Origin of the sequence: Micromonospora sp. NPDC047465 (assembly GCF_040643125.1) — a bacterium.
GTDB lineage: Bacteria > Actinomycetota > Actinomycetes > Mycobacteriales > Micromonosporaceae > Micromonospora.
On record NZ_JBEYTP010000006.1, the window covers coordinates 72,875 to 94,224 of the forward strand.

The following is a 21,350-nucleotide window of genomic DNA, read 5'->3' on the forward strand; positions in this document are numbered from 1 at the left end:
GGCACCGGCCCGGCAAAAGCGACGCATCCGCGCCTGTACGATGGCGCGTCGTGGCTGTGCCGGTGATAGACCCCTCGCTGAACTCCGTCTCCGCGCCCGTCGCGGCCGAGCCGTCGCGGCGGCCCCGGCGGTGGCCGGCCCGCGCCGACGTACTGGCCATCGGAGCCTATGTCCTGCTCGGCGTTCTCGTGTGCCTGAACTACTGGGTGGACGTGCAGAACCGGGTGTCGTCGCACCTGCCCACCGACCACAGTTGGTTCGAGTGGCTCTTCTCGCACGGCGCGTACTCGGTGCGGCACCTGGAGAACCCGCTGTTCACCGCCCGCCAGAACGCCCCGGACGGGGTGAACATGATGGCGAACACCTCGCTGCTCGGGGTGACGCTCCCGCTGGCGCCGCTGACCATGCTCCTCGGCCCCCAGGTCATGTACGCGCTCTACCTGGGCGCCGCGCTGGCCGCGACGGCCGGCACGTCGTACTGGGTGCTGTCGCGGCACCTGGTGCGCTCCCGCGCGGCGGCCTTCGTCGGCGGCGCGTTCCTCGGCTTCGCGCCCGGCATCGTGCACCACGCCAACGGCCAGCCCAACTTCGTCTCGAACTTCCTGCTGCCGCTGATCGTGCTGCGGGTGTTCCGGCTCGGCGAGCCCGGCCGGTGGCGGCGCAACGGCGTCGTGCTCGGGCTGCTGGTGGCGTACCAGATCTTCATCAACGAGGAGATGCTGCTGCTGACCGCGCTGGCCTGCCTGGTCGCCGTGGTCGCGTACGCCGTGATGCGGCCGGCGCGGACGCGGGCGGTGGCCGGCACCTTCGCCGCCGCGCTCGGCGTGGGCGGCGGGTTGGCCCTGGTGCTGACGGCCTACCCGATCTGGTTCCAGTTCAACGGCCCGCAGTCCTACCGGGGCCTGCAGGGCGGGGTGTTCCACAACTGGGGCGAGGACCTGGCGGCCTTCGTCACCTTCGCCCGGGACACCGTCGCCGGGGACGAGGCGGTGGAGAAGACCATCGGGCTGACCGAGCAGAACACCTGGTTCGGCTGGCCGCTGGTGCTGCTGTCGCTGGTGGCGCTGGTGCTGCTGGTCCGCCGCTCGCTCGCGGCCCGGATCGTGGCGGTGCTGGTGGTGGTCTTCACCGTGGCCTCGATCGGCCCGAAGGTGCGCCTGAACGGGGTGGAGACCGAGACGGACGGCCCGTGGTCGTACATCCCCGACGACCTGCCGCTGGTCGAGATGATGATGCCGACCCGGCTGGCCCTGGTGGTGGGGGCGGCGGTCGGCGTGCTGCTCGCGCTGGCCTGGGACGCGGTGGCCCGCGACGGCCGCCCGCCGGTGCCGGCCCCCCGCGTCGGCGACGACACCACCGGTGGCGTCGGGCCGCGCCGCCGGTGGCTCCGGCCGGTCGGGTACGCGGCCGTCGCGCTCGCCGTGCTGCCGCTCGTCCCCCGCCCGCTGCCGGCGCAGCCCGTCGAGCCCCCGCCGCACTTCATCACCGCCGGCGGTTGGCGCCCGTACGTGCCGGCGGGCCGGACGCTGGTGCCGGTGCCGATCCCGAGCAACGTGCACGGCCTGCCCACGCTGCGCTGGAGCGCCCTGACGCAGCACGCGTTCCCCATCCCCGGCGGCTACTTCATCGGGCCGAACGAGCTGGGCGAGGGCGTCTTCGGCGCGCCGAACCGGCCGACCAGCACCCTGGTCTACACCACCATGGACTCCGGCGAGGTGCCCCCGCTCACCGACGAGAACCGCCGCCAGGCGGTCGAGGACCTGCGCTTCTGGAAGGCGTCCGTGGTCGTCCTCGGCGCACACCCGCGCGAGACGGTCCTCCGGGAGCTGATGACTGCGCTGATCGGCCCGCCGCAGCGCGTCGACGACGTCTGGCTGTGGGACGTGCGCCCGCTGGTCGGCTAACCCGTCACCCCACCAGCGGGCGCACGTCCCAGACGTAGGCGCCCGCGACCTCGCGGCCGGGGCCGAGGAGCGCCTCGACCGTACGCCGGACCGGGTCGCCGTGGTGCAGTCCACCCTGGACCACCACGGCGGCGCGCCAGTGGCGCAGGTCCTCCACCGCGCGCCGGCGGTCGGCGTCGGTGACCGCCGGCACCTCGCCGGTCTCCGCCGCCCGGCGCAGCAGCACGGCCGTGGGACGATCCGGCGCGCCCCAGCGGGCGGCCGGGTCGTCGGCGGCCCGGGGGCCGATGAAGTAGCCGCCCGGCGTCGGGAAGGCCAGCCCGGTGCGGGCCGACCAGAGCATCGCCGGGCTGATCCCGGCGCCGGTCACCGGCGGCACCGGCACCAGGGTCCGGCCCGGCGGCACGTACGCGCGCCAGCCGCCCTCGGCCACGAAGGCCGGCACCGGCCAGGCCGGCACGGTCCGGATCGGGGTGGGGAACAGCGGCAGCAGCGCCGCGGCCACCGCCCCGCCCCAGAGCAGCCGCACCGGCACCCCGCCCGCCCGCGGTTCGGCCCCTGCGGCGGCGCGGAGGCGGTCCAGGGAGAGGGCGAGCAGGATGCCCAGCACCGGGATGCAGACCAGCGGGAAGCGCGCCGGCACCGCGAGGTCGAGCAGCGGCAGCTCCGCGACCAGCCGGTACGGGCCGGGGATGCCGGTGGCCGTGCCGTCCAGGCGCACCTGCGCGCCGAGGGAGAGCAGCGCGAACAGCACCCCGCAGACGGCCAGCGCGCGGACCGACGGCCGGCGCCACAGCCAGATCACGATCACCACGGCGAGCACCAGCAGACCCGGCCCGAAGAAGGAGTTCTCCTCGGTCGGGTTCGGCGCGAGCAGGCCCGGCAGGTGGTCGTCGCCGAACACGGTCTGCCGGGCGGAGGCGGTGAACGACGCGGCGTCGAGCTGGTAGCCGTACGCGTGGAAGGGCATCCCCCGGTAGTGGCCCGGGCCGAAGAACTGGAACCACAGCGGGTACGCCAGCAGCGGCAGCGAGACCGCCACGCCGACCCCCAGCCGCACGAGCAGCGCGGGCGCCAGCCGGCGGGCCGCCGACCGGTCGGCCGCCGCGTACGCGAGCGCGAACGTCCCGGCCGCCAGCACCAGGAAGACCAGCACCTCCTCGCCGAGGAAGACCTGGTACGCCACCAGCAGCCCCAGCAGCGCCCCGTGCCGCACCGCCCGGCGCGGGTCGGGGTGGAACACCAGCGCCAGGATCGCCGGCACCAGGAACTGCGCGGCCATGTGCAGGTGCGCCCCGGCCTGCGCGACCATGCCCGGGGCGAAGCCGCAGAACAGGCCGCCGACGGCCGCGGCCACCCGGGAGTCGACCAACCGGCGGCGCAGCAGGACGTGCCAGGCGGTCGCGGTGCCGGCGAGGCAGCCGACCACCGCCACCAGGAACGCCGCCTGCGAGCCGAACAGCAGGGTGACCGGAGTCAGCGGCACGCCCAGGCCGAGCACCGACGTGTTGGCCATCAGGTTCACGCCGTCCGGCGCGTTCAGCGCCGAGCTGTACAGCGGGTTCTCCAGGCCCGTCACGGCCCGGGCCGCGCGGGCCAGCATCCACTCGAAGAGGATCTGGTCCCCCGCCTGGTGGAACAGCCGCCCCGGCCGCCCCCACTGGCCGACGGTCAGCAGCACCGCCAGGGCGAGGTAGCCGGCGACGACCAGCGCGTCGGCGGCGCGGGCCGGCAGCCGGCGCGGGCGCCGGGCCGGTGCCGCGTCGACGGTGCCGGCCGCCGCCGGGGCGGCCATCAGGCCGGTTGGTCGGTCAGCGCCCGGACGTCCCACACCCAGACGTCCAGCTCCCGACGGCCGGGGCCGACCAGCTGCTCGACGGTGCGCCGCAGCGGCTCGGCGTGGTGCTGGTCGACCGGGAGCACCAGGATGGCCGCCCGCCAGTGCCGCAGCTCGTCGAGCGACCGGCGGCGCTGCCGGTCGTCCAGTTCGGGGGTACGGCCGGTCGACGCGACCTCCTCCAGCAACTGCCCCACCCCGCTGGGCCGGCCACCGAAGCGGCCGGGGTCGCCGGTGTTGCCGTTGCGCGGGGCCAGGAAGTAGCCGCCGGGGATCTTGAAGTCGAGGTTGGTGGACGCGGCCCAGCGCATCCCGTGGGTGTGGCCCATGTTCGGCACCGGGATCGGCACCAGGGTCTGGTCCGGCCCGACGTAGCCGCGCCACCGGTCGGCGGTGATGAAGTCCGGCACCGGCGGGCGCGAGGTGACCTTCAGCGGCATCGGCGCGATCGGCAGCAGCGCGAGGACGAGCCCGGCGACGGTGAGCGTACGCAGCGTCCGCGGCTCGACCGGCAGCGCCCGGGAGCGCTCGACGGCCAGCGCCAGCAGGATGCCGACCACCACGCCGGTGATGAGGCCGAACCGGGTCGGCACCACCGCGTCGAGCAGCGGCAGCCGGACCAGCCACTCCCACGGCCCGGTGACCAGCTCGCGGTCCCACCAGGACACCCGCTCACCGAGCGAGAGCACGGCGAAGAAGACCCCGGTCACGGCGAGCGCCCGGACCAGCAGCTCCCGCCGCAGCCAGGCCACGATGCCGACGGCGATCAGGGAGAGGCTCCAGCCGAAGAAGGCGTTCTCCTCGGAGTAGTTCGGGGCGAGGTTGACGTTCGCGCGCTCGTTGCCGCCGAGCGTCGGCGAGCCGGGGGCGAAGAACGCGGCGATGTCGTTGCCGTAGTCGCGGACCGCGTCACTGAGCCCGTGGTACGCCATCGGCCCGGCGAACTGGATGTAGAGCGGGTACGCCAGCAGCGTCCCGGCGACGACGGCGCAGGTCGCCAGGGCCTTCGCCAGCGGTCGCCAGGCCGCCGACCAGAGCGCCGGACGCTGGGCGAGCACGGCGAGCAGGAACACCCCGCAGGCCAACGCCGTGAAGAGCAGGATCTCCTCGTTGATGAACGCCTGGACGGTGACCAGCAGGGCGAGCACCAGACCGTCGCGCCACGGCCGCCGGGACCGGGTGATGACCAGCACCCGCCAGACGATGAACGGCAGCAGGAACTGGGAGATGATGTTGGGGTGCCAGTTGGCGTGCGACAGCATCGCCGGCGAGAACCCGCAGAACCAGCCGCCGACCGCCGCCGCCAGCGGGCTGCGCACGACGTGCCGGGAGAGCACGAAGTACCAGGCCGAGGCGGTGCCGGCGAGGGCGAGGGTGACCAGCACCACGAACGTCACGGCCGGGCCGAAGAGCAGGGTCACCGGCACCATCGGGATGCCCAGCGCGAGGATGGCCGTGTTGGCCATCAGGTTGACCCCGTCGGGATAGTTGAACTGCTCGGTGAAGAACGGGAACTCGCCGTGCAGCACCACGCGTACCGAGTGGGCGAGGAAGAACTGCACCTGGGCCGGGTCGCTGCTGTAGAGCGAGGCCACCCGGCCGGCCGGGTCCACCCAGATCTGGCTGGTCACCCAGACCGCGGCGAGCAGGAACAGGCCGAAGACCACGAGGTCCTGCCGGCGTCGGGCCCAGCGCCGCGGCCGGGCGGGGGCCGCCCCGCCGTCCGCCGCCGGCGCCCCGGCCCCGCCGTCCGCCGCCGGCGCCCCGGCCCCGCCGTCCGCCGCCGGCGCCCCGGCCCCGCCGTCCGCCGCCGGCGAGGTGCCGGCGACGGTCTTCGACGGCGTTCCGGCGGCGGCGGCGACCTCGGCAGCGGCGCCCGACGGCCCGGTGGCCTCGGCCGGGGCGCGGGTGGCGGGGACGGGTGCGCCGCCGTTCGACGTACGGTCACCGGCGTCGCCGCCGTCGGGCCGGGCGGCGGGGTCGGACGCGGAGGCCGCGGCGGCGTCGGACGCGGAGGCCGCGGCGGCGTCGGATTCCGGCGAGGATTCGGCGCGGGTCTCGGCAGGCGTCACAGTCGGCGGAGTCTACCCGAGCGGGACATTCGCCCTGAAACCACGTCAGCGTCCGCTGTGGCGTGTGTCGGGCCGGCCGTGCGACCTGCGGCCGGTCGGCGGACGAGGCGCCGCGTCCGGGTGATCGGACATCTCGTACTATGGCGCTTTCCGTAGACCACGGCTGAGGCGATCGAGGGGGCGTACAGGTGGCTCCAGTCCGCCGGCGCGGCATCACGGCCACCGCACTGCTGACGCTGCTGCTCACCGCGACAGCCTGCGGTCCGGTCGCCGACCGGCAGCCGGGCGACCTGCGGGTCGGGTACGACAGCCTCGACGGCGACCTGGCGGTGTGGCCGCCGCGCGGCGCGCTCGCGGGCGACGCCACCGTGACCGCGGCGGTGACCGGGGCGGTCCGCGACTGGCGGTCGCCGGCCGAGGACCGGGTGCACCTGCCCACCTCCGGGATCCTCTGGTCCGGCGAGGTGGACGGCGCGCCGCTGGTGCTGGTGGCCGCCGACGTGCCCGGCGAGAGCGCGTCCTGGCTGCTCCAGGTCACCGCCGACGGCGGCCGGTACGCGGTCACCCGCGCCGCCGAGTACACCGACCCGGGCTACCTCGTCTACTCCGACGTGCTGCCCGTGCACACCGTCGCCGGCCGGCGCTACCTGACGTCGAGCCGGGTCGAGCGGCTACTCGGGCCGGACGGCCGCGCGCTGCGCAACGTCGACGGCCTCACCGAGCCGGTGGACGTGCCGGCCTGCCGGGCCGTCGGGGTGACCGCCACGCTGAAGGCGACCGAGTCGCTGCCCCGGGGCCGCTCCGCCGACCGGCTGCTCGACCTGGGCACCGGCACCACCGACCCGCGCTATCCGCTCGTGCGGGACGAGAGCGGCTCCGGCAAGCGGGCCCTCAAGGGCCTCGACACCTGCGTGCTCGCCGGCGAGGAGGGGCCGTTCGGCAGCGTCCCCCGCCGCATCGGCGACCGGGACGCCCCGCGCTCCACGCCGTCGTCCTGGCCGATGTCCAAGCTGGCGGTCCGCACCCTGGGCGAGGTCGCCCTCGGCGGCGGCGAGCCGGCGGAGCTGGAGCAGCTCAGCTGGGAGACCGCGGACGGGACGATGACCGCCGTGGTCTACCGCCCGTCCGACGGGGGCCCGCCGGTGCTCTCCCCCGCCGACCGGTCCAGCCCGCTGCAGGCGTACGCGCTGCCGGTGCCGGGGCAGCCGCTGGCGGTGCTGAGCTGGCGGTCCACCCGGGACAGTTCGCTGTCGACGCCGCCGGAGACCCCGCGCCTCGTGGACCGGCCCGGCCTGGTCGTCGTGCCGATGCCGGCCCGCTCGGAGACGTTCAGCCTGGCCAGCGCCGAGAAGACCCACTACCGCTCCCTCGGCGGGCGCTGACCCACCCTGCCCCACCCTGTCCGGGCATAACGGGCCATTGACGGCGCTCGGGAGGCTGGCGGGCGGGGTGTGCTGGTGCGTGGGGTGGGGTGGGGTGACGCGACGGCGGCGGGTGGCCCGGGAGGGCCGCCCGCCGCCGTCGTTCGGTACGTCAGTTCTGCGCGGTCGCGTCGTCGGCGGTGATGACCGGCTCGACCGGCTCGACGTCCAGCCGGGAGATCCAGCCGGTGACGTCGCGGGCCACGTCCTGGGCGGTCAGGCCGAGGTCGGCGAGGATCTGCGCGCGGGTGCCGTGCGGGTGCCAGTCCGCCGGCACGCCGAGGTCGCGCAGCGGCACCCGGATGTCGGCGTCCCGCATCGCCTGGGCGAGGGCGTCGCCGACGCCGCCGACCCGCACGCCGTCCTCGACGGTGACCACGAGGCGGTGCCCGGCGGCCAGCTCGACCAGCTCCGCCGGGACCGGCCGGACCCAGCGCGGGTCGACCACGGTGACGCCGTAGCCCTGCTCGGCGACGCGGGCGGCCACCTCCATGCCGAGGTGCCCGAAGGAGCCGACCGCGACCAGCAGCACGTCCGTACGCGCCGACTCGGCCAGCACGTCGACGGTGCCGACCCGGCGCACGGCCGGCAGGTCGGCGGCGACGGTGCCGGTCGGGAACCGGACGATGGTGGGGCCGTCGTCGACGGCCACCGCCTCGCGCAGCTCCTCGCGCAGGGTGGCGGCGTCGCGGGGCGCGGCGATCCGCAGGCCCGGCACGACCCCGAAGACGGACATGTCCCACATGCCGTAGTGGCTCGGCCCGTCGGGGCCGGTGATCCCGGCCCGGTCCAGCACGAAGGTCACCGGCAGCTTGTGCATCGCCACGTCCAGCAGGACCTGGTCGAAGGCGCGGTTGAGGAAGGTCGCGTAGACCGCCACCACCGGGTGCAGCCCGCCGAGCGCCAGGCCGGCGGCCGAGGTGGCCGCGTGCTGCTCGGCGATGCCCACGTCGTACACCCGGTTCGGGTGCTTGCGGGCCAGCTTGGCGATGCCGGTCGGCTCGGCCATCGCGGCGGTGATGCCCACCACGTCGGGCCGCTCGTCGGCGATCGCGACCAGCTCGTCGGCGAAGACGTGGGTCCACTTCACCGAGGGCCCGGCGAGCGACTTGCCGGTCTCGGCGTCGAAAGCTCCCGGGCCGTGCAGGCAGTCCGCCTCGTCCTCCTCGGCCGGGCGGTAGCCGTAGCCCTTGCGGGTGACGGCGTGCACGATCACCGGGCCGCCGAAGTGCTTCGCCGCGCGCAGCGCCGACTCGACCGCCACCACGTCGTGGCCGTCGACCGGGCCGACGTACTTGATGCCGAGGTCCTCGAACATCGCCTGCGGGGCGACCGCGTCCTTGATGCCCTTCTTGACCGCGTGCAGCACCTCGTACATCGGCTTGCCGACCAGCGGCGTCGAGCCGAGCGCGTCCTTCACGGTGTCGAGGACCTTCTCGTAGCCGGGGTTGAGCCGCAGCGAGGAGAGATGGTCGGCGAGCCCGCCGATGGTCGGCGCGTACGACCGGCCGTTGTCGTTGACCACGATCACGAGCGGGTTGCCGGCGGTCGCGATGTTGTTCAGCGCCTCCCAGCACATGCCGCCGGTGAGCGCGCCGTCGCCGACCACCGCGACGACGCTGCGCTGCTCGCCCCGCAGGGCGTACGCCTTGGCCAGCCCGTCGGCGTAGGACAGGGCGGTGGAGGCGTGCGAGTTCTCGACCAGGTCGTGCTCGCTCTCGGCCTGGCTCGGGTAGCCGGAGAGGCCGCCGCGCTGGCGCAGCTTGTCGAAGCCGACCTGCCGCCCGGTGAGGATCTTGTGCACGTACGCCTGGTGGCCGGTGTCGAACAGGAGCCGGTCGCGCGGCGAGTCGAAGACGCGGTGCATGGCCAGCGTCAGCTCGACCACGCCCAGGTTGGGGCCGACGTGCCCGCCGGTGCGGGAGACCTTGGCGATCAGGAAGTCACGGATCTCGGCGGCGAGGATGTCCAGCTCCTCGGCGGACATCCGCTTGACGTCCTGCGGACCCCGGACGGTGGCCAGCAGCCCGGCGTGGTGGACCGTGCCCTCTTCAACACTCATGACGGAAGAGTCTATCGGCCGCCGCACAGTCCGCAGCCTGGCCGGGATCATCGCCGCCCGGTCGGGGTGCTGAGCGCCCGGTCAGCCGCGGATCCGCCCGGCCCGCTCCACCCGGCCGGGCGGAGCCCCCGGTCCGCCCGCCGTCGTCAGGGGCGGATCCGCAGCCGGCGGGGCGCGGCGGCCGGCGTGTGCCGGCCCGCCGGCCCGGACGGGGTCCAGGAGCCGAGCACGGCTGCCCGGGTGGCGCCGGTCACCGAGGGCAGCGCCCCGGGCAGCCCGTGCCAGGAGAGCCAGCCCAGCAGCGCGAAGGCGTACGCCTCCTTGGCCTGCGCCGGGACGCCCAGTTCGTCGGTGGTGCGCAGCCGCCACCGCCCGGCCCCGAGCGCGGCCAGCCGGGCCATCAGGGTGGGGTTGCGCACCCCGCCGCCGGCCGCCACCACCTCCGCGACGCCGTGCCGGTCGCACTCGGCGGCCACCACCCGGGCGGTCAGCTCGGTCAGGGTGGCCAGCACGTCGTCGGCGGGCACCGGCTCGCCGAGGGCGGCCAGCCGCGCGTCCAGGTAGCCGGCGTGGAACAGCTCCTTGCCGGTCGACTTGGGCGGCGGCGCCGCGTAGTACGGCTCGGCGAGCAGCGCGTCGAGCAGGCCGGGGTGCACCCGGCCGGCCGCCGCCCGGGCGCCGTCGAGGTCGCAGGGCCGGCCCAGGAGGCGCCGGGCCGCCGCGTCGAGCAGCGCGTTGGCGGGCCCGACGTCGTACCCGAGCACCGGCGCGCCCGGCACGACCACGGTGAGGTTGGCGATGCCGCCCAGGTTGAGCGCGGCGCGCGGGGCCGCGCCGTCGGCAGGGTCGAGCAACAGCGCGTCGAACGCCGGGACCAGCGGCGCGCCCTGCCCGCCGGCCGCGACGTCCGCCGAGCGCAGGTCACTCAGCACGGGTACGCCGACCCGGGCGGCCACCCGCGCCACCGTGCCCAGTTGCAGGGTGCCCCGGGCCCGCCCGCCGTCGACCCAGTGGAAGACCGTCTGCCCGGGCGAGACCACGGCGTCGACCGCGCCGCCGGCCAGCTCGACGCCGATTGCCGCCGCCTCGGCGAAGACCTCGCCGAGGCGGTTGTCCAGCCGGCAGACCGCCTCGATCGTGGTGGCCTGCGGCGGCAGCAGCGCCCCGATCTCGGCGCGCAGCGCGTCGTCGTAGTCGAGGCCCCGGTGCCCGAGGGGGCGCAGCCACAGCGTGTCGCCCTCGACGGTGAACTCGGCGGCGGCCACGTCCACCCCGTCGTACGAGGTACCCGACATCAACCCGACGATCTTCATCGGGTCAGGCTAGCGGGCGGCTCAGCCGGGCGGCAGGAGCAGACCCACCAGCTCGACGTGCTGGGTCATCGGGAACAGGTCGAAGCCGCGCAGCGCGGCGAGCCGCCAGCCCGACCCGGCGAAGGTGCGCACGTCGCGGGCGAAGGCGGCCGGATCGCAGGCCACGTACGCGACCGCGCGCGGACCCGCGGCGACGACGTCCCGCACCACCCGGGCGCCCGCGCCGGAACGCGGCGGGTCCAGCACCACCACGTCGACCGGGCCGGTGATCCGGCGGCGCGCGAGCGCGGCCTCCACCCGGGCCGGCACGATCTCGACCCGGGGCAGGTCGCGCAGGTTCTCCCGGGCTGCGGCGACGCCCTGCTCGGCCGACTCCACGAGGGTGACCCGGCCGGCGTCGCCGACCCGGCCGGCCAGCGCGGCGGCGAAGAGGCCCGCCCCGCCGTAGAGGTCCCAGGCGGTCTCCCCCGGCCGGGGGTCGGCCAGCTCCAGCACGGCGTCGACCAGGGTGTCGGCGGCGGCCGGATGGACCTGCCAGAACGACGACGCGGGCAGGACCCACTCCCGGCCGGCGGCGACCTCCCGGACCCGCTCCGGGCCGCGCACCGGGCGCGGCGCCCCCTCGGCGACGGCGGTCACCGCCACGTCCCCGCCGGTGGAGGCCACCGTCTCGACCCCGTCCGCCGCCGGCCAGCGCGCTCCGCTCGGGGCCAGCACGGGCAGCTCCTGGATCGCCGGGTGCGCGATCAGGCAGCGGTCGATCGGCACCACCTCGTGCGAGCGGTGCTTGAGCAGCCCGGCCCGGCCGGCCCCGTCAACGGCGTAGCGGACGCGGGAGCGCCAGCCGAGCGGCCCGCCGGGCAGCGCCTCGACCCGGACGCCCAGGGCGTCCACCTCCGCGTCGGTCAGCCCGCCCAGGCGGGTGAGCTGCTCGCGCACCACCGCGGCCTTCCAGCCGAGCTGGGCGGCCGGGGCGACGTGCTGCAGGTCGCAGCCGCCGCACCGACCCGGCTTCGCGTACGGGCAGGGCGGCTCGACCCGGTCCGGGGCGGCCTCGAGCACGGTCACCGCGTCGGCCCGGACGAACCCCTTGTGCACCTCGGTGACCTCGGCGACCACCCGCTCGCCGGGCAGCGCGTGCCGGACGAAGACCACCTGGCCGTCCACCCGCGCCACGCAGTGCCCGCCCGGGGCGACCGCCCCGACGGTCAACTCGACCCGCTCGGCCTCCTCCAGCCCCCGGCCCTCCCGCGCCCCGGTCACCGCTCACCCCCACCGCTCGGGCCGCCCTCGCCGGGCGGCGCGGACACGACCGGCGGGACGCTCGGCGGCAGGGTGCCACGCGGCGCCACCCGGGGCCCGCGGGCCGGTCCCCGGCTCAGCGTGGCGTCCAGCCGGTCCAGGTCCTTGCTCGCCGTCGAGGCGAGCTGCCACGGCACACTGGTCACCATCACGCCCGGCTCGAACAGCAGCCGGCCCTTGAGGCGCAGCGCGCTCTGGTTGTGCAGCAGGTTCTCCCACCAGCGCCCGACCACGTACTCCGGGATGAAGACCGTGACCACGTCGCGGGGCGACTCGCGGCGGACGCCGGCCACGAAGTCCAGGATCGGGCGGGTGATCTCCCGGTACGGCGAGTCGACCACGGTCAGCGGGACGGGCAGGTCCCGCCGCTCCCACTCCGCCTGCAGTTCCCGGGTGTCCTTGTCGTCGACGTTGACGGTCACCGCGGTCAGCGTGTCCGGCCGGGTGGCCCGGGCGTACGCGATCGCCCGCAGCGTCGGCTTGTGCAGCTTGCTGACCAGCACGACGGCGTGGTTGCGGGCGGGCAGCACGGCGCGGCCCTCGTCCGGCGGGGTCAGCTCCGTGGCGACCCGGTCGTAGTGCCGGCGGATGGCCAGCATCAGCACGTAGATCATCGCCATGGCGGCGATGGCGATCCACGCGCCGAGCAGGAACTTCGTGACCAGCACGATGACCAGCACGGTGCCGGTCATCGCCATGCCGAAGGCGTTGATCGCCCGGGACCGGAGCATCCGCCGGCGCGCCTGCGGGTCCCGCACGGTCCGCAGGTGCCGGTTCCAGTGCCGGATCATGCCGGCCTGGGAGAGGGTGAAGGAGACGAACACGCCGACGATGTAGAGCTGGATGAGCCGGGTCACCTCGGCCTGGAAGCCGACGATCAGCACGATCGCGGCGACGGCCAGGAAGAGGATGCCGTTGGAGAAGGCCAGCCGGTCGCCGCGGGTGTGCAGCTGCCGGGGCAGGTAGCGGTCCTGGGCGAGGATCGAGCCGAGCACCGGGAAGCCGTTGAACGCGGTGTTCGCGGCCAGGAAGAGGATCAGCGCGGTGACCCCGGCGACCACGAAGAGCAGCACCGAGCCGGAGCCGAAGACCGTCTCCCCGAGCTGGGCGGTGACGGTCTTCTGCACGTACCCCTCGGGGCCGGAGACGATCTGCAGCTCCGGGTCCTCGACGAACTGCAGGCCGGTGAGCTTGGACAGCCAGATGATGCCGACCAGCATCGCCACCGAGATGGTGCCGAGCAGCAGCAGCGTGGTGGCCGCGTTGCGGCTCTTGGGCGCCTTGAACGCCGGCACCCCGTTGGAGATCGCCTCCACGCCGGTCAGCGCCGCGCAGCCCGAGGAGAAGGTGCGCAGCAGCAGGAAGACCAGGGCGAAGCCGGTGACGCTGTGCTCGGCCTGGATCTCCAGGCCGGCGCTGGGCGCCCGCAGGTCGTCACCGAGCACGAAGACCCGGACCAGCCCGGTGAGCAGCATCCCGACCATCACGATGATGAAGCCGTAGGTGGGGATCGCGAAGGCCGTGCCGGACTCCCGTAGGCCGCGCAGGTTGACCGCGGTGAGCAGCACCACCGCGGTGACCGCGATCAGCACCTTGTGGGTGGCCACGAACGGCACCACCGAGCCCAGGTTGGCCACCCCGGAGGAGACCGAGACGGCGACCGTGAGCACGTAGTCGACCAGCAGCGCGCTGGCCACCGCGACGCCCGCCCGGGGGCCGAGGTTCACCGTGGCCACCTCGTAGTCGCCGCCGCCGGAGGGGTAGGCGTGCACGTTCTGCCGGTAGCTGGCGACGACGGTGAGCATCACCACCACGACGGCCAGGGCGATCCACGGCGAGAAGAGGTACGCCGAGGCGCCGGCGATGGAGAGGGTCAGCAGGATCTCGTCCGGCGCGTACGCGACGCTGGAGAGCGCGTCGGACGCGAAGACGGGCAGCGCGATGCGCTTGGGCAGCAGCGTGTGCTTGAGCCGGTCGGACCGGAACGGTCGACCGAGGAGCAACCGCTTCAGCAGCGAGGTGGGTCTGGCCACAACCGCCAAGAGTACGACGACCCGGGCGGGCGGCGCGGGGTGGCCGAGCACGGGGCGGTGAACCGGCGGAGTACCGTCGGTCCCCGCCCCCGCCGGGAACGTGGCAGGCTCGCAGACGACACGCTCACCGGTCGGGCGGTTGCGCACCTTGAGGAGGGACGCGGTGCATGTCGTGATCATGGGTTGTGGCCGGGTCGGCTCGACCCTCGCCCACAGCCTGGAGTCCCGGGGCCACTCGGTCGCGGTCATCGACCAGGACTCCGACGCCTTCCGCCGGCTCGGCCCCGAGTTCGCCGGGATCACCGTCACCGGCGCCGGTTTCGACGGCGAGGTGCTCCGGCAGGCCGGCATCGAGCGCGCGGACGCCTTCGCGGCGGTCTCCAGCGGCGACAACTCCAACATCATCTCGGCCCGGCTGGCCCGCGAGACGTTCGGCGTCTCCCGGGTCGCGGCCCGGATCTACGACCAGCGCCGGGCGCAGGTCTACGAGCGGCTCGGCATCCCCACCGTGGCCACGGTCCGGTGGACCGCCGACCGGATGCTGCGGCACCTGGTGCCCGAGGGGAACGTGGAGATCTTCCGCGACCCGACGAGCACGGTGTCGATCGTCGAGGTGCCCGTGCACAAGGACTGGATCGGCCGGTCGGTGCTCGCCCTGGAGGAGGCGACGGGGGCCCGGGTGGCGTACCTGATCCGCTTCGGCATCGGCACGCTGCCGACCGTGTCCACCGTCGTCCAGGAGGGTGACCAGCTCTTCATGCTCGTCACCGACGACATCGCCGGGACGGTCACGTCGGTGGCGGCGGCGCCGCCGGAAGGAGGGCTCTGAGCCATGCGCATCGCCATCGCCGGCGCCGGCAACGTGGGCCGCTCGATCGCCCAGGAGCTGATCGACAACGGCCACCAGGTGATGTTGATCGAGCGCCAGCCCAAGATGCTCCGGCCCGACCGGGTGCCCGCCGCCGAGTGGGTGCTGGCCGACGCGTGCGAGCTGACCAGCCTGGAGGAGGCCAACGTCGCGGGCTGCGACGTGGTGGTCGCGGCCACCGGGGACGACAAGGTCAACCTGGTGGTCTCGCTGCTGGCCAAGACCGAGTTCGCGGTGCCCCGGGTGGTGGCCCGGGTGAACCGGGCCGAGAACGAGTGGCTCTTCACCGAGCAGTGGGGCGTCGACGTCGCGGTGAGCAAGCCGCGGGTGATGGCCGCCCTGGTCGAGGAGGCGGTCACCGTCGGCGACCTGGTCCGGCTGATGACCTTCCGGCAGGGCGAGGCGAACCTCGTCGAGATCACCCTGCCGCCGACCGCGCCGTACGTCGGGCAGCCGCTGCACGCGGTGCCGCTGCCGCGCGACTCCGCGCTGGTGGCGATCCTGCGCGGCAAGCGCGTGCTGGTGCCCAGCCCGGACGACCCGCTGGAGGCCGGCGACGAGCTGATCTTCGTCTGCACCGCCGAGGTCGAGGACGCGGTCCGCGCGGTGGTGCTCGGGCCGGACAGCGTGGAGCGGACCCGCGAGCAGCGCTGACGGCGCGGCGGCGAGCACCCGCTCGCGGGGCTCCTCCACCCGGGCCACCGTGCCGCACCGGGCCGTCGGCCACCGCACTCGGCCGCCGCGCCGCCGCGCCGCCTGGCGGGGGTGCGGGTGCGGACCGAGTGGGCGCGCCCGTCAGCCGGGCAGCGGGGCGGGCCGGGGCTCCCGGGTCACCCGGCGGACCGTCCAGACCGTGATGAGCAGCAGCAACGCGTACGGCGGGTAGCCGAGCGCCAGCCGGGCGACGCCGAGCGCCGTCTCCATGTTGGCCGCGGCGGCCTCGTTGCCGGCGTCGTCGAAGTGGCGGGCGGCGAGGTAGAGCGCCGCCTGCACGCCGACCTTGGCCAGCCAGACGACGCCCCAGAGCACGGTCAGCCCGGTGAACGTCCGCACCAGGCGCGGGTCGTCGCGCCACTCGGAGCGCCCCTTGGCCACCAGCACCGACCAGATCCACCCCACCAGGGGCTGCCGGACGGCCGCCGAGACCAGCAGGGCCAGCCCGTAGCCGATGCCGTAGAGGATGCCGGGGAGGTAGAAGTCGCGTTCGTCGCCGGTGCGCCAGGCGATCGCGGCGCCGATGGCGACGCCGAACAAGCCGTTGACCGCGTGCCGGACGGGCCGCCGCTGGGCCAGCCGGAGCCCGGCGATCACCAGCGCCACCGCCACCGAGGCGATCACGGCGGGCCGCAGCTCACCGATGACGTTGGCCACCACGAAGACGACCACCGGGATGCTGGACTCGACCAGGCCCCGCCAGCCGCCGAGTTGGTCGGCCATCTGCTCGGCGAGGGTCGGCAGCTGCTCCTCGTCCTCCGGACCGCTCTCCGGCTGCGCCGCCCGGTGCTGTCCCGTCGTCATCGCACGCCTTCCGTCCGCCGCCGCCACCGGGTCACTTCGGCGGTTCCAGCTCGTAGTACGGGTTGTAGATCACCTTGCGGTCGTCACGCACCGCCACCCGCCCACGGGCGGTCAGGTGCCGGCCCGGCTCGATGCCGGCGATGTGCCGCCGGCCCAGCCACACCAGGGTCACCACGTCGCTGCCGTCGTAGAGGTCCGCCTCCAGCGTGGGCAGGTTGGTCCGCGGGGTGTAGACCACCGTGCGGAGCCGGCCGGCGACCGACACCACCTGGCCACGCAGGCACTCCCCGACCGGCACACCGCCGTGCTCGGCGCACTCCCGGCGCAGCTCCTGCGCCTCGATCTCCGCCTCGCTCGCGGTGAGCCGTCGCAGCATGCGGCGCAGCGAGCCCCGGTCCTCGTCGGTCGACATGACCTCCGCGTCACCCTCTCCACGCTGGCCGGCGCTGCCGGCACGGGCCCGGCACCCGGCGACGCCGGGACCGTGCCGCCAGCGTACGCCGACGGGGCCCGGTCCTGGCGGCGCCGGTGACGGGCGGTCAGGCCTCGCGCGGCCCGGGAGCGGGGTTGCCGCCGGCCGGCGCCCCGGCACCGGCCTGGTCGGCGACGTCGCGGGGCAGCCGCAGCGGCAGCGGCTCGCGCACCGGCTTCGCCTCCTGCCCCCGGTCGACCACCAGGCCGTCGAGGCACTCGGCGAGCGGGCCGGCGGCGGCCGGGTTGGTCGCCGCCTCACCCTGGTAGACGCCGCGGACCATCCAGCGCGGCCCGTCGATGCCGACGAACCGCAGGTCGGTGATCCCGTCCTGGGTGCGCACCCGGGCGTGCAGCTCGGTGCCGAACTCGCCCTCGACCTCCTGAGCCGCCGCGCCGTCGTTGAACAGCGACTGGCGGATCTCCTCGCGCACCTCGTCCCAGATGCCCTCGGAGCGCGGCGCGGCGAAGACGCCGAGCTGGAGCGCGTTCTGGCCGTGCACCAGCACGACCTGCTGGATCACGCCCTCCGGGTCCGCCTGCACCCGCACCTCGACGTCGCGCACCGCGGGGATCTGCAGGCTGCCCAGGTCGAGCCGCTGCACCCCGGCGGGCGCCTCCGAGACGTCGTACGGGCCGCGTGCCAGGGCCGCCGGGGCCGACTCGGTGGAGTCGAGGACCTCGGTCGTCCGCTCGTCACGGGCGTTCCGTCGGGCATCGTCCCGTTTACGGGAGAAGATCACTGCGCCAACCCTCCGCTGTTCGCACTCACCCTGCCACCTCTTCCGTCCGTCCGCCTGCCCGGTCCCGCTCGTCCGGCCGCCCGGCCGGCCCGCCCGGCGCCCGGAGGGCCGCCGGGGACGGCACCAGGCCGGCGTGTCCGCCGGTGGAGCCGTGCCCGCCGGTCCCGCGCCGGGACGTGGGCAGCTCGGCCACCGGCTGGAAATCGGCCCGCGCCACCCGCTGGACAACGAGCTGGGCGATCCGATCGCCACGGGAGATCTTCGCCGGCGCCTCCCGATCATGATTGATCAGGTTGACCAGGATCTCACCCCGATAGCCGGCGTCGACCGTACCGGGCGCGTTGAGCACCGTCACGCCGAGTCTGGCCGCGAGCCCCGATCGGGGGTGGACCAGGCCCACGTACCCCTCGGGCAACGCGATCGCCATCCCGGTCGGGACCAGGGCCCGACCGCCGGGTGGCAGCTCGACGTCCGCGGCCGCCACCAGGTCGGCCCCGGCGTCACCGGGATGGGCGTACGCCGGCAGCGGCAGCTCCGGGTCGAGCTGCCGTACGGGCACGGGTACGACGTCGGTCACGGTTCCCCTCTTCCGTCCGGTTCGTGGGGTGACCCTGACATCCTGCCGGGTCCGCCGGCTGCCGTGCGCCGTACCCTGGCAGGAGTGAGCCTGTCGCCATCCTCGCCGTCCCCGGCGTCGCCCGCCGCGGCGCCCCCGGAACACACCGAGCGGCTCGGCCTGCCCTGGTGGCTGTGGCTGGGCGGGCTGGCCGCGGCCACGCTGCTGGCCGTGGAGCTGTGGATGGGCGCCCCCGGCGTGCGTGCGTGGCTGCCGTTCGCGGTGCTGCTGCCGGCGACCGCCGCCGGCCTGGCCTGGCTGGGCCGGATCCGGATCGCGGTACGCGACGGCGAGCTGCGGGTGGACGACGCCCGGCTGCCCGTCCGGTTCGTCGCCGACGTCGTCCCGCTGGACGCCGCCGGACGGCGTGAGGTGCTCGGGGTCGGGGCCGACCCGCTGGCGTTCGTGGTGCAGCGGCCGTGGGTCCCGGGCGCCGTCCAGGTGGTCCTCGACGACCCGGCCGACCCCACCCCGTTCTGGGTGGTCAGCACCCGCCACCCGGTCGAGCTGGCCGAGGCGGTCCTCGCCGCCCGCGACGCCGCTCGTTCCTGAGCCACCCGTCCCGCCGCCCGGCTGTCCCGCGCCCGTCTCCCGGCCTGGCCTTCGGCCCCCGGTCCTGGCCCTCCCACGTCCTTCCCCGCCCTGGCAGGGCGTCAGGCGGGGCCGGGCAGGGCCGACGGGCCGCCGGGGAGGGCGGGGCTCCTGCGGCGCAGGTCCCTGCGGAGCTCGTCGGCCATCGTCCGCGTGGCCCGGCGGTTGAGGTAGCTCGCCACCACCGCCCCGGTGAGGAAGGGGCCGAGCGTGGTCAGGTTGCGGCCGAAGCGCTTGAGCAGCATGTCCCGCAGCTCCTTGCGGGCGGCGGTGCCGAGCACCGCGCCCACCCCGACGCCGGGCATCATCGGGTTGATCCCGCGCTGGCCGGCCCAGGACTGCACCAGCGCGACCGCCCGCTGGGTGCCGCCGGGCGCCAGCGGCACCCCGTAGACCTCGTGCAGCTCGCCGATCAGCTTGAGCTCGACGGCCACCACGGCGACCGTCTCGGCGGCGAGCAGGACCGGCGCGGAGAGCAGGGTCGGGGTGACGGCCCACTCGACCGCGGCGACTCCGCCGCCGGCGGCGCCGATCCCCGCCGTCGTCCGCGCGGCGTTGCGCACCAGCCGCTCGGCCAGCGCCTCGCCGTCCAGGCCGTCGAAGTGGCGACGCAGGGTCGCCAGGTCCCGCACGGGCACGTGCGGGGCGATCTCGGCGACCGTGTCGACCATCCACCGGACGGCGGTCTTCGGCTTGAACAGGTCGCCCAGCCCGCGCGCCCGCGCCTGCCCGACGAGCCGGCCGAGCAGTTGCCGCCGGCGGGCCGGTGCGACGTCGTCGGCGGTCAGGGCCGCGACGGTCGCGCCCAGCTCGTCGTCCGAGCCGGGCAGGGTGTCCGCGCCGGGCAGGGCGTCCGAGCCGGGCAGGGCGTCCGCGCCGGGCACGGCGTCGCCCCGGCTCCCGTCCGGGTCGCCGTCGCGTGCGCCCTCGGCACGGGTCCGGTCCGCGCCGCGCGTGCCGCGGGGCTCGCTCCGCTCGCTCATGGGTCCGACCTCCCGAATGGACTGTCGCCGGCGTGGCGGCACCCGTCACGAGTGAAGCAGGTCCCCCGCCGCGTCGCACGGCAACTCGGGCAGCGGCGGCCCCACGAGGGAGCCGCCGCTGGTGGAGGCGCGTCGTGTCAGACGCACTCGCGGCAGATCAGCTCGCCGTTGCGCTCGACCGCCAACTGGCTGCGGTGGTGCACGAGGAAGCAGCGGGCGCAGCGGAACTCGTCCTGCTGCATCGGAAGCACCTTGACCGTGAGTTCCTCGTCGGCCAGGTCGGCGCCGGGCAGCTCGAAGCTCTCGGCCACCTCGGCCTCGTCGACGTCCACGGCGCCCGACTGTGAGTCGACGCGTCGGGCCTTGAGCTCTTCCAGGCTGTCCTCGCCGAGGTCGACCTCGTCGCGACGCGGAGCGTCGTAGTCGGTGGCCATCGGTTTCACTCTCCCATATCGATGTTGTCGCTTCCGGTTGTAACGCCGGACGACGCTGTTTCGGTTCCGCTGGCCGGCCACCACTTGTGTCGGTCACCCGACCCGAAGACAGCACGGGCGGAGACCTCCGGAGGAACCCCCAGCGAGCGCGGAACCTTACCCCCCCTTTGGGCGAGGCATGTATACCGCCCTCGTGGCTGAGATGTACGCCCCCGCACGCGAAGTTGTTCCCAATGTGACTCAGGCGACACGAAGATAGGGGTAGTAGTACCCGGTTCCCGGATGGCGCGCCGGCATGTCGGACTGTTTCCACGCGACGGCCGGACAACCGTTAACCTCAGCGGCGTACTCGACGGCCGGCGGGGCGGCCCGACCGCCGGCGGCCGCCGCCACCCACCTCTGTCCGGGGAGCGCCCTGATGAGCTTTGCGCGAGTGCGAGCACTCGTTGTCGTCGGCCTGCTGGCGGTGCTGGCCCTGGTCTTCGTGGTGGTCGCCATGGTCCGCGACACCCAGGGCGACGGCGGCCTCGCCGGCGGCTGCCCGGAGGGCTGGCCGATGGCCGACGTGACCCTGCGCGAGCCCAAGGATGTCAAGATCAACGTGCTGAACGGCACGGACCGGATCGGCCTGGCCAGCGCCATCGCCGACGACTTCCGCAACCGGAAGTTCCAGGTCAAGAAGACCGGCGACGAGAAGAAGCAGATCGACGACATCGCGGTGCTGCGCTACGGCCCGAAGGGCGTCGGCTCGGCGCACCTGCTGCGGGCGTACTTCCTCGACAACGCCGAGTACGAGTACGACGCCACGCGCACCGACGACGTCGTCGACGTGGTGCTGGGCAGCGGCTTCCAGCAGCTCGCCACCACCACCGAGGTCAACCAGTCCCTGGGCGACCTCGGCGCGCCGGTCGCCCCGGCGGGCTCCTGCCCGACGCGCGAGGACGACTGACGCACGGTGCCGCGCCCCGGCCCGGCCGGGGCGCTCACCACGCCCACACGACGCGGGAGCCGTACCGGCCACGTGAGGGCCGCACCCGGCCGTGTGAGGGCCGTACCCGGCACGTGGGGGCCATGCCGGCCAGCGTTGCCGCCGGAGCCGTGCCCGGCAAGCCGGAGGCGCGAGATTCGCAGGCGGGGATCCGACCGGCCCACGACGCGGATCGCCGGTCCCGGGCCGCCGGA

General features: G+C 75.0%; 18 protein-coding genes. 6 read left to right on the plus strand and 12 right to left on the minus strand.

Annotation, left to right across the window (positions count from 1 at the left end; genetic code table 11):
- The first annotated feature begins 62 nt into the window (after positions 1–62).
- A complete protein-coding gene (locus ABZ793_RS08520) occupies positions 63–1,904 on the plus strand; it encodes a hypothetical protein (protein ID WP_357454265.1) in 1,842 nt (613 codons plus the stop codon).
- Between the two features lie 4 nt (positions 1,905–1,908).
- Here ABZ793_RS08520 and ABZ793_RS08525 read toward each other — a convergent pair whose 3' ends face one another.
- Together ABZ793_RS08525 and ABZ793_RS08530 are read right to left on the minus strand one after the other, a co-directional pair.
- Positions 1,909–3,699, minus strand: a complete 1,791-nt coding sequence (locus ABZ793_RS08525) for a hypothetical protein (protein ID WP_357453941.1) — start codon at positions 3,697–3,699, stop codon at positions 1,909–1,911.
- Positions 3,699–5,813 (minus strand): hypothetical protein, encoded by a 2,115-nt coding sequence (locus tag ABZ793_RS08530; protein ID WP_357453944.1) that lies wholly within the window; start codon positions 5,811–5,813, stop codon positions 3,699–3,701. The genes ABZ793_RS08525 and ABZ793_RS08530 overlap by 1 nt, the downstream gene beginning before the upstream one ends.
- Positions 5,814–6,001: 188 nt before the next feature.
- On the opposite strand from ABZ793_RS08530, the gene ABZ793_RS08535 reads away from it, so the two are divergent.
- Positions 6,002–7,195 carry a hypothetical protein gene (locus tag ABZ793_RS08535; RefSeq protein WP_357453947.1) on the plus strand — a complete coding sequence of 398 codons (1,194 nt, stop codon included), beginning with the start codon at positions 6,002–6,004 and terminating at the stop codon, positions 7,193–7,195.
- Positions 7,196–7,346: 151 nt separating this feature from the next.
- Here the strand turns inward: ABZ793_RS08535 and dxs are convergent, their stop codons facing one another.
- The 4 genes from dxs to ABZ793_RS08555 form a co-directional block, all read right to left on the minus strand.
- Entirely contained in the window at positions 7,347–9,296 is a 1,950-nt protein-coding gene (dxs, locus tag ABZ793_RS08540) for a 1-deoxy-D-xylulose-5-phosphate synthase (protein ID WP_357453950.1), read from the minus strand.
- Between the two features lie 146 nt (positions 9,297–9,442).
- On the minus strand, positions 9,443–10,609 hold the full coding sequence (locus ABZ793_RS08545; RefSeq protein WP_357453953.1) for an anhydro-N-acetylmuramic acid kinase: 1,167 nt from the start codon (positions 10,607–10,609) through the stop codon (positions 9,443–9,445).
- A gap of 21 nt (positions 10,610–10,630) precedes the next feature.
- The gene (locus tag ABZ793_RS08550; protein WP_357453956.1) at positions 10,631–11,872 is read right to left on the minus strand and encodes a TRAM domain-containing protein; all 1,242 of its coding nucleotides are present in this window, start codon (positions 11,870–11,872) and stop codon (positions 10,631–10,633) included.
- On the minus strand, positions 11,869–13,944 hold the full coding sequence (locus tag ABZ793_RS08555; RefSeq protein WP_350710999.1) for an APC family permease: 2,076 nt from the start codon (positions 13,942–13,944) through the stop codon (positions 11,869–11,871). Before ABZ793_RS08555 ends, ABZ793_RS08550 begins: the two co-directional genes overlap by 4 nt.
- Before the next feature lie 163 nt (positions 13,945–14,107).
- On the opposite strand from ABZ793_RS08555, the gene ABZ793_RS08560 reads away from it, so the two are divergent.
- Together ABZ793_RS08560 and ABZ793_RS08565 are read left to right on the plus strand one after the other, a co-directional pair.
- Positions 14,108–14,773, plus strand: a complete 666-nt coding sequence (locus ABZ793_RS08560) for a TrkA family potassium uptake protein (RefSeq protein ID WP_350710997.1) — start codon at positions 14,108–14,110, stop codon at positions 14,771–14,773.
- A gap of 3 nt (positions 14,774–14,776) precedes the next feature.
- On the plus strand, positions 14,777–15,466 hold the full coding sequence (locus ABZ793_RS08565; RefSeq protein ID WP_350681297.1) for a TrkA family potassium uptake protein: 690 nt from the start codon (positions 14,777–14,779) through the stop codon (positions 15,464–15,466).
- 141 nt (positions 15,467–15,607) lie between these two features.
- Here ABZ793_RS08565 and ABZ793_RS08570 read toward each other — a convergent pair whose 3' ends face one another.
- The 4 genes from ABZ793_RS08570 to dut form a co-directional block, all read right to left on the minus strand.
- Entirely contained in the window at positions 15,608–16,330 is a 723-nt protein-coding gene (locus ABZ793_RS08570; protein WP_357453961.1) for a DUF3159 domain-containing protein, read from the minus strand.
- A 31-nt stretch (positions 16,331–16,361) separates the two neighbouring features.
- Positions 16,362–16,742, minus strand: coding sequence for an OB-fold nucleic acid binding domain-containing protein (locus ABZ793_RS08575; protein ID WP_350710993.1), 381 nt, complete (start codon positions 16,740–16,742; stop codon positions 16,362–16,364).
- A gap of 127 nt (positions 16,743–16,869) precedes the next feature.
- Complete coding sequence (locus tag ABZ793_RS08580; RefSeq protein ID WP_357453964.1) at positions 16,870–17,544, minus strand: DUF3710 domain-containing protein; 675 nt, start codon at positions 17,542–17,544, stop codon at positions 16,870–16,872.
- A gap of 25 nt (positions 17,545–17,569) precedes the next feature.
- The gene (gene dut, locus ABZ793_RS08585; RefSeq protein WP_357453967.1) at positions 17,570–18,121 is read right to left on the minus strand and encodes a dUTP diphosphatase; all 552 of its coding nucleotides are present in this window, start codon (positions 18,119–18,121) and stop codon (positions 17,570–17,572) included.
- A gap of 90 nt (positions 18,122–18,211) precedes the next feature.
- On the opposite strand from dut, the gene ABZ793_RS08590 reads away from it, so the two are divergent.
- A complete protein-coding gene (locus tag ABZ793_RS08590; RefSeq protein ID WP_357454268.1) occupies positions 18,212–18,712 on the plus strand; it encodes a DUF3093 domain-containing protein in 501 nt (166 codons plus the stop codon).
- Between the two features lie 101 nt (positions 18,713–18,813).
- Here the strand turns inward: ABZ793_RS08590 and ABZ793_RS08595 are convergent, their stop codons facing one another.
- Positions 18,814–19,734, minus strand: coding sequence for a hypothetical protein (locus ABZ793_RS08595; RefSeq protein ID WP_357453970.1), 921 nt, complete (start codon positions 19,732–19,734; stop codon positions 18,814–18,816).
- Between the two features lie 137 nt (positions 19,735–19,871).
- Complete coding sequence (locus ABZ793_RS08600; RefSeq protein ID WP_007075406.1) at positions 19,872–20,168, minus strand: DUF4193 domain-containing protein; 297 nt, start codon at positions 20,166–20,168, stop codon at positions 19,872–19,874.
- A gap of 433 nt (positions 20,169–20,601) precedes the next feature.
- On the opposite strand from ABZ793_RS08600, the gene ABZ793_RS08605 reads away from it, so the two are divergent.
- Positions 20,602–21,117 carry a LytR C-terminal domain-containing protein gene (locus tag ABZ793_RS08605; RefSeq protein WP_357454271.1) on the plus strand — a complete coding sequence of 172 codons (516 nt, stop codon included), beginning with the start codon at positions 20,602–20,604 and terminating at the stop codon, positions 21,115–21,117.
- The last annotated feature ends 233 nt before the right edge of the window (positions 21,118–21,350 follow it).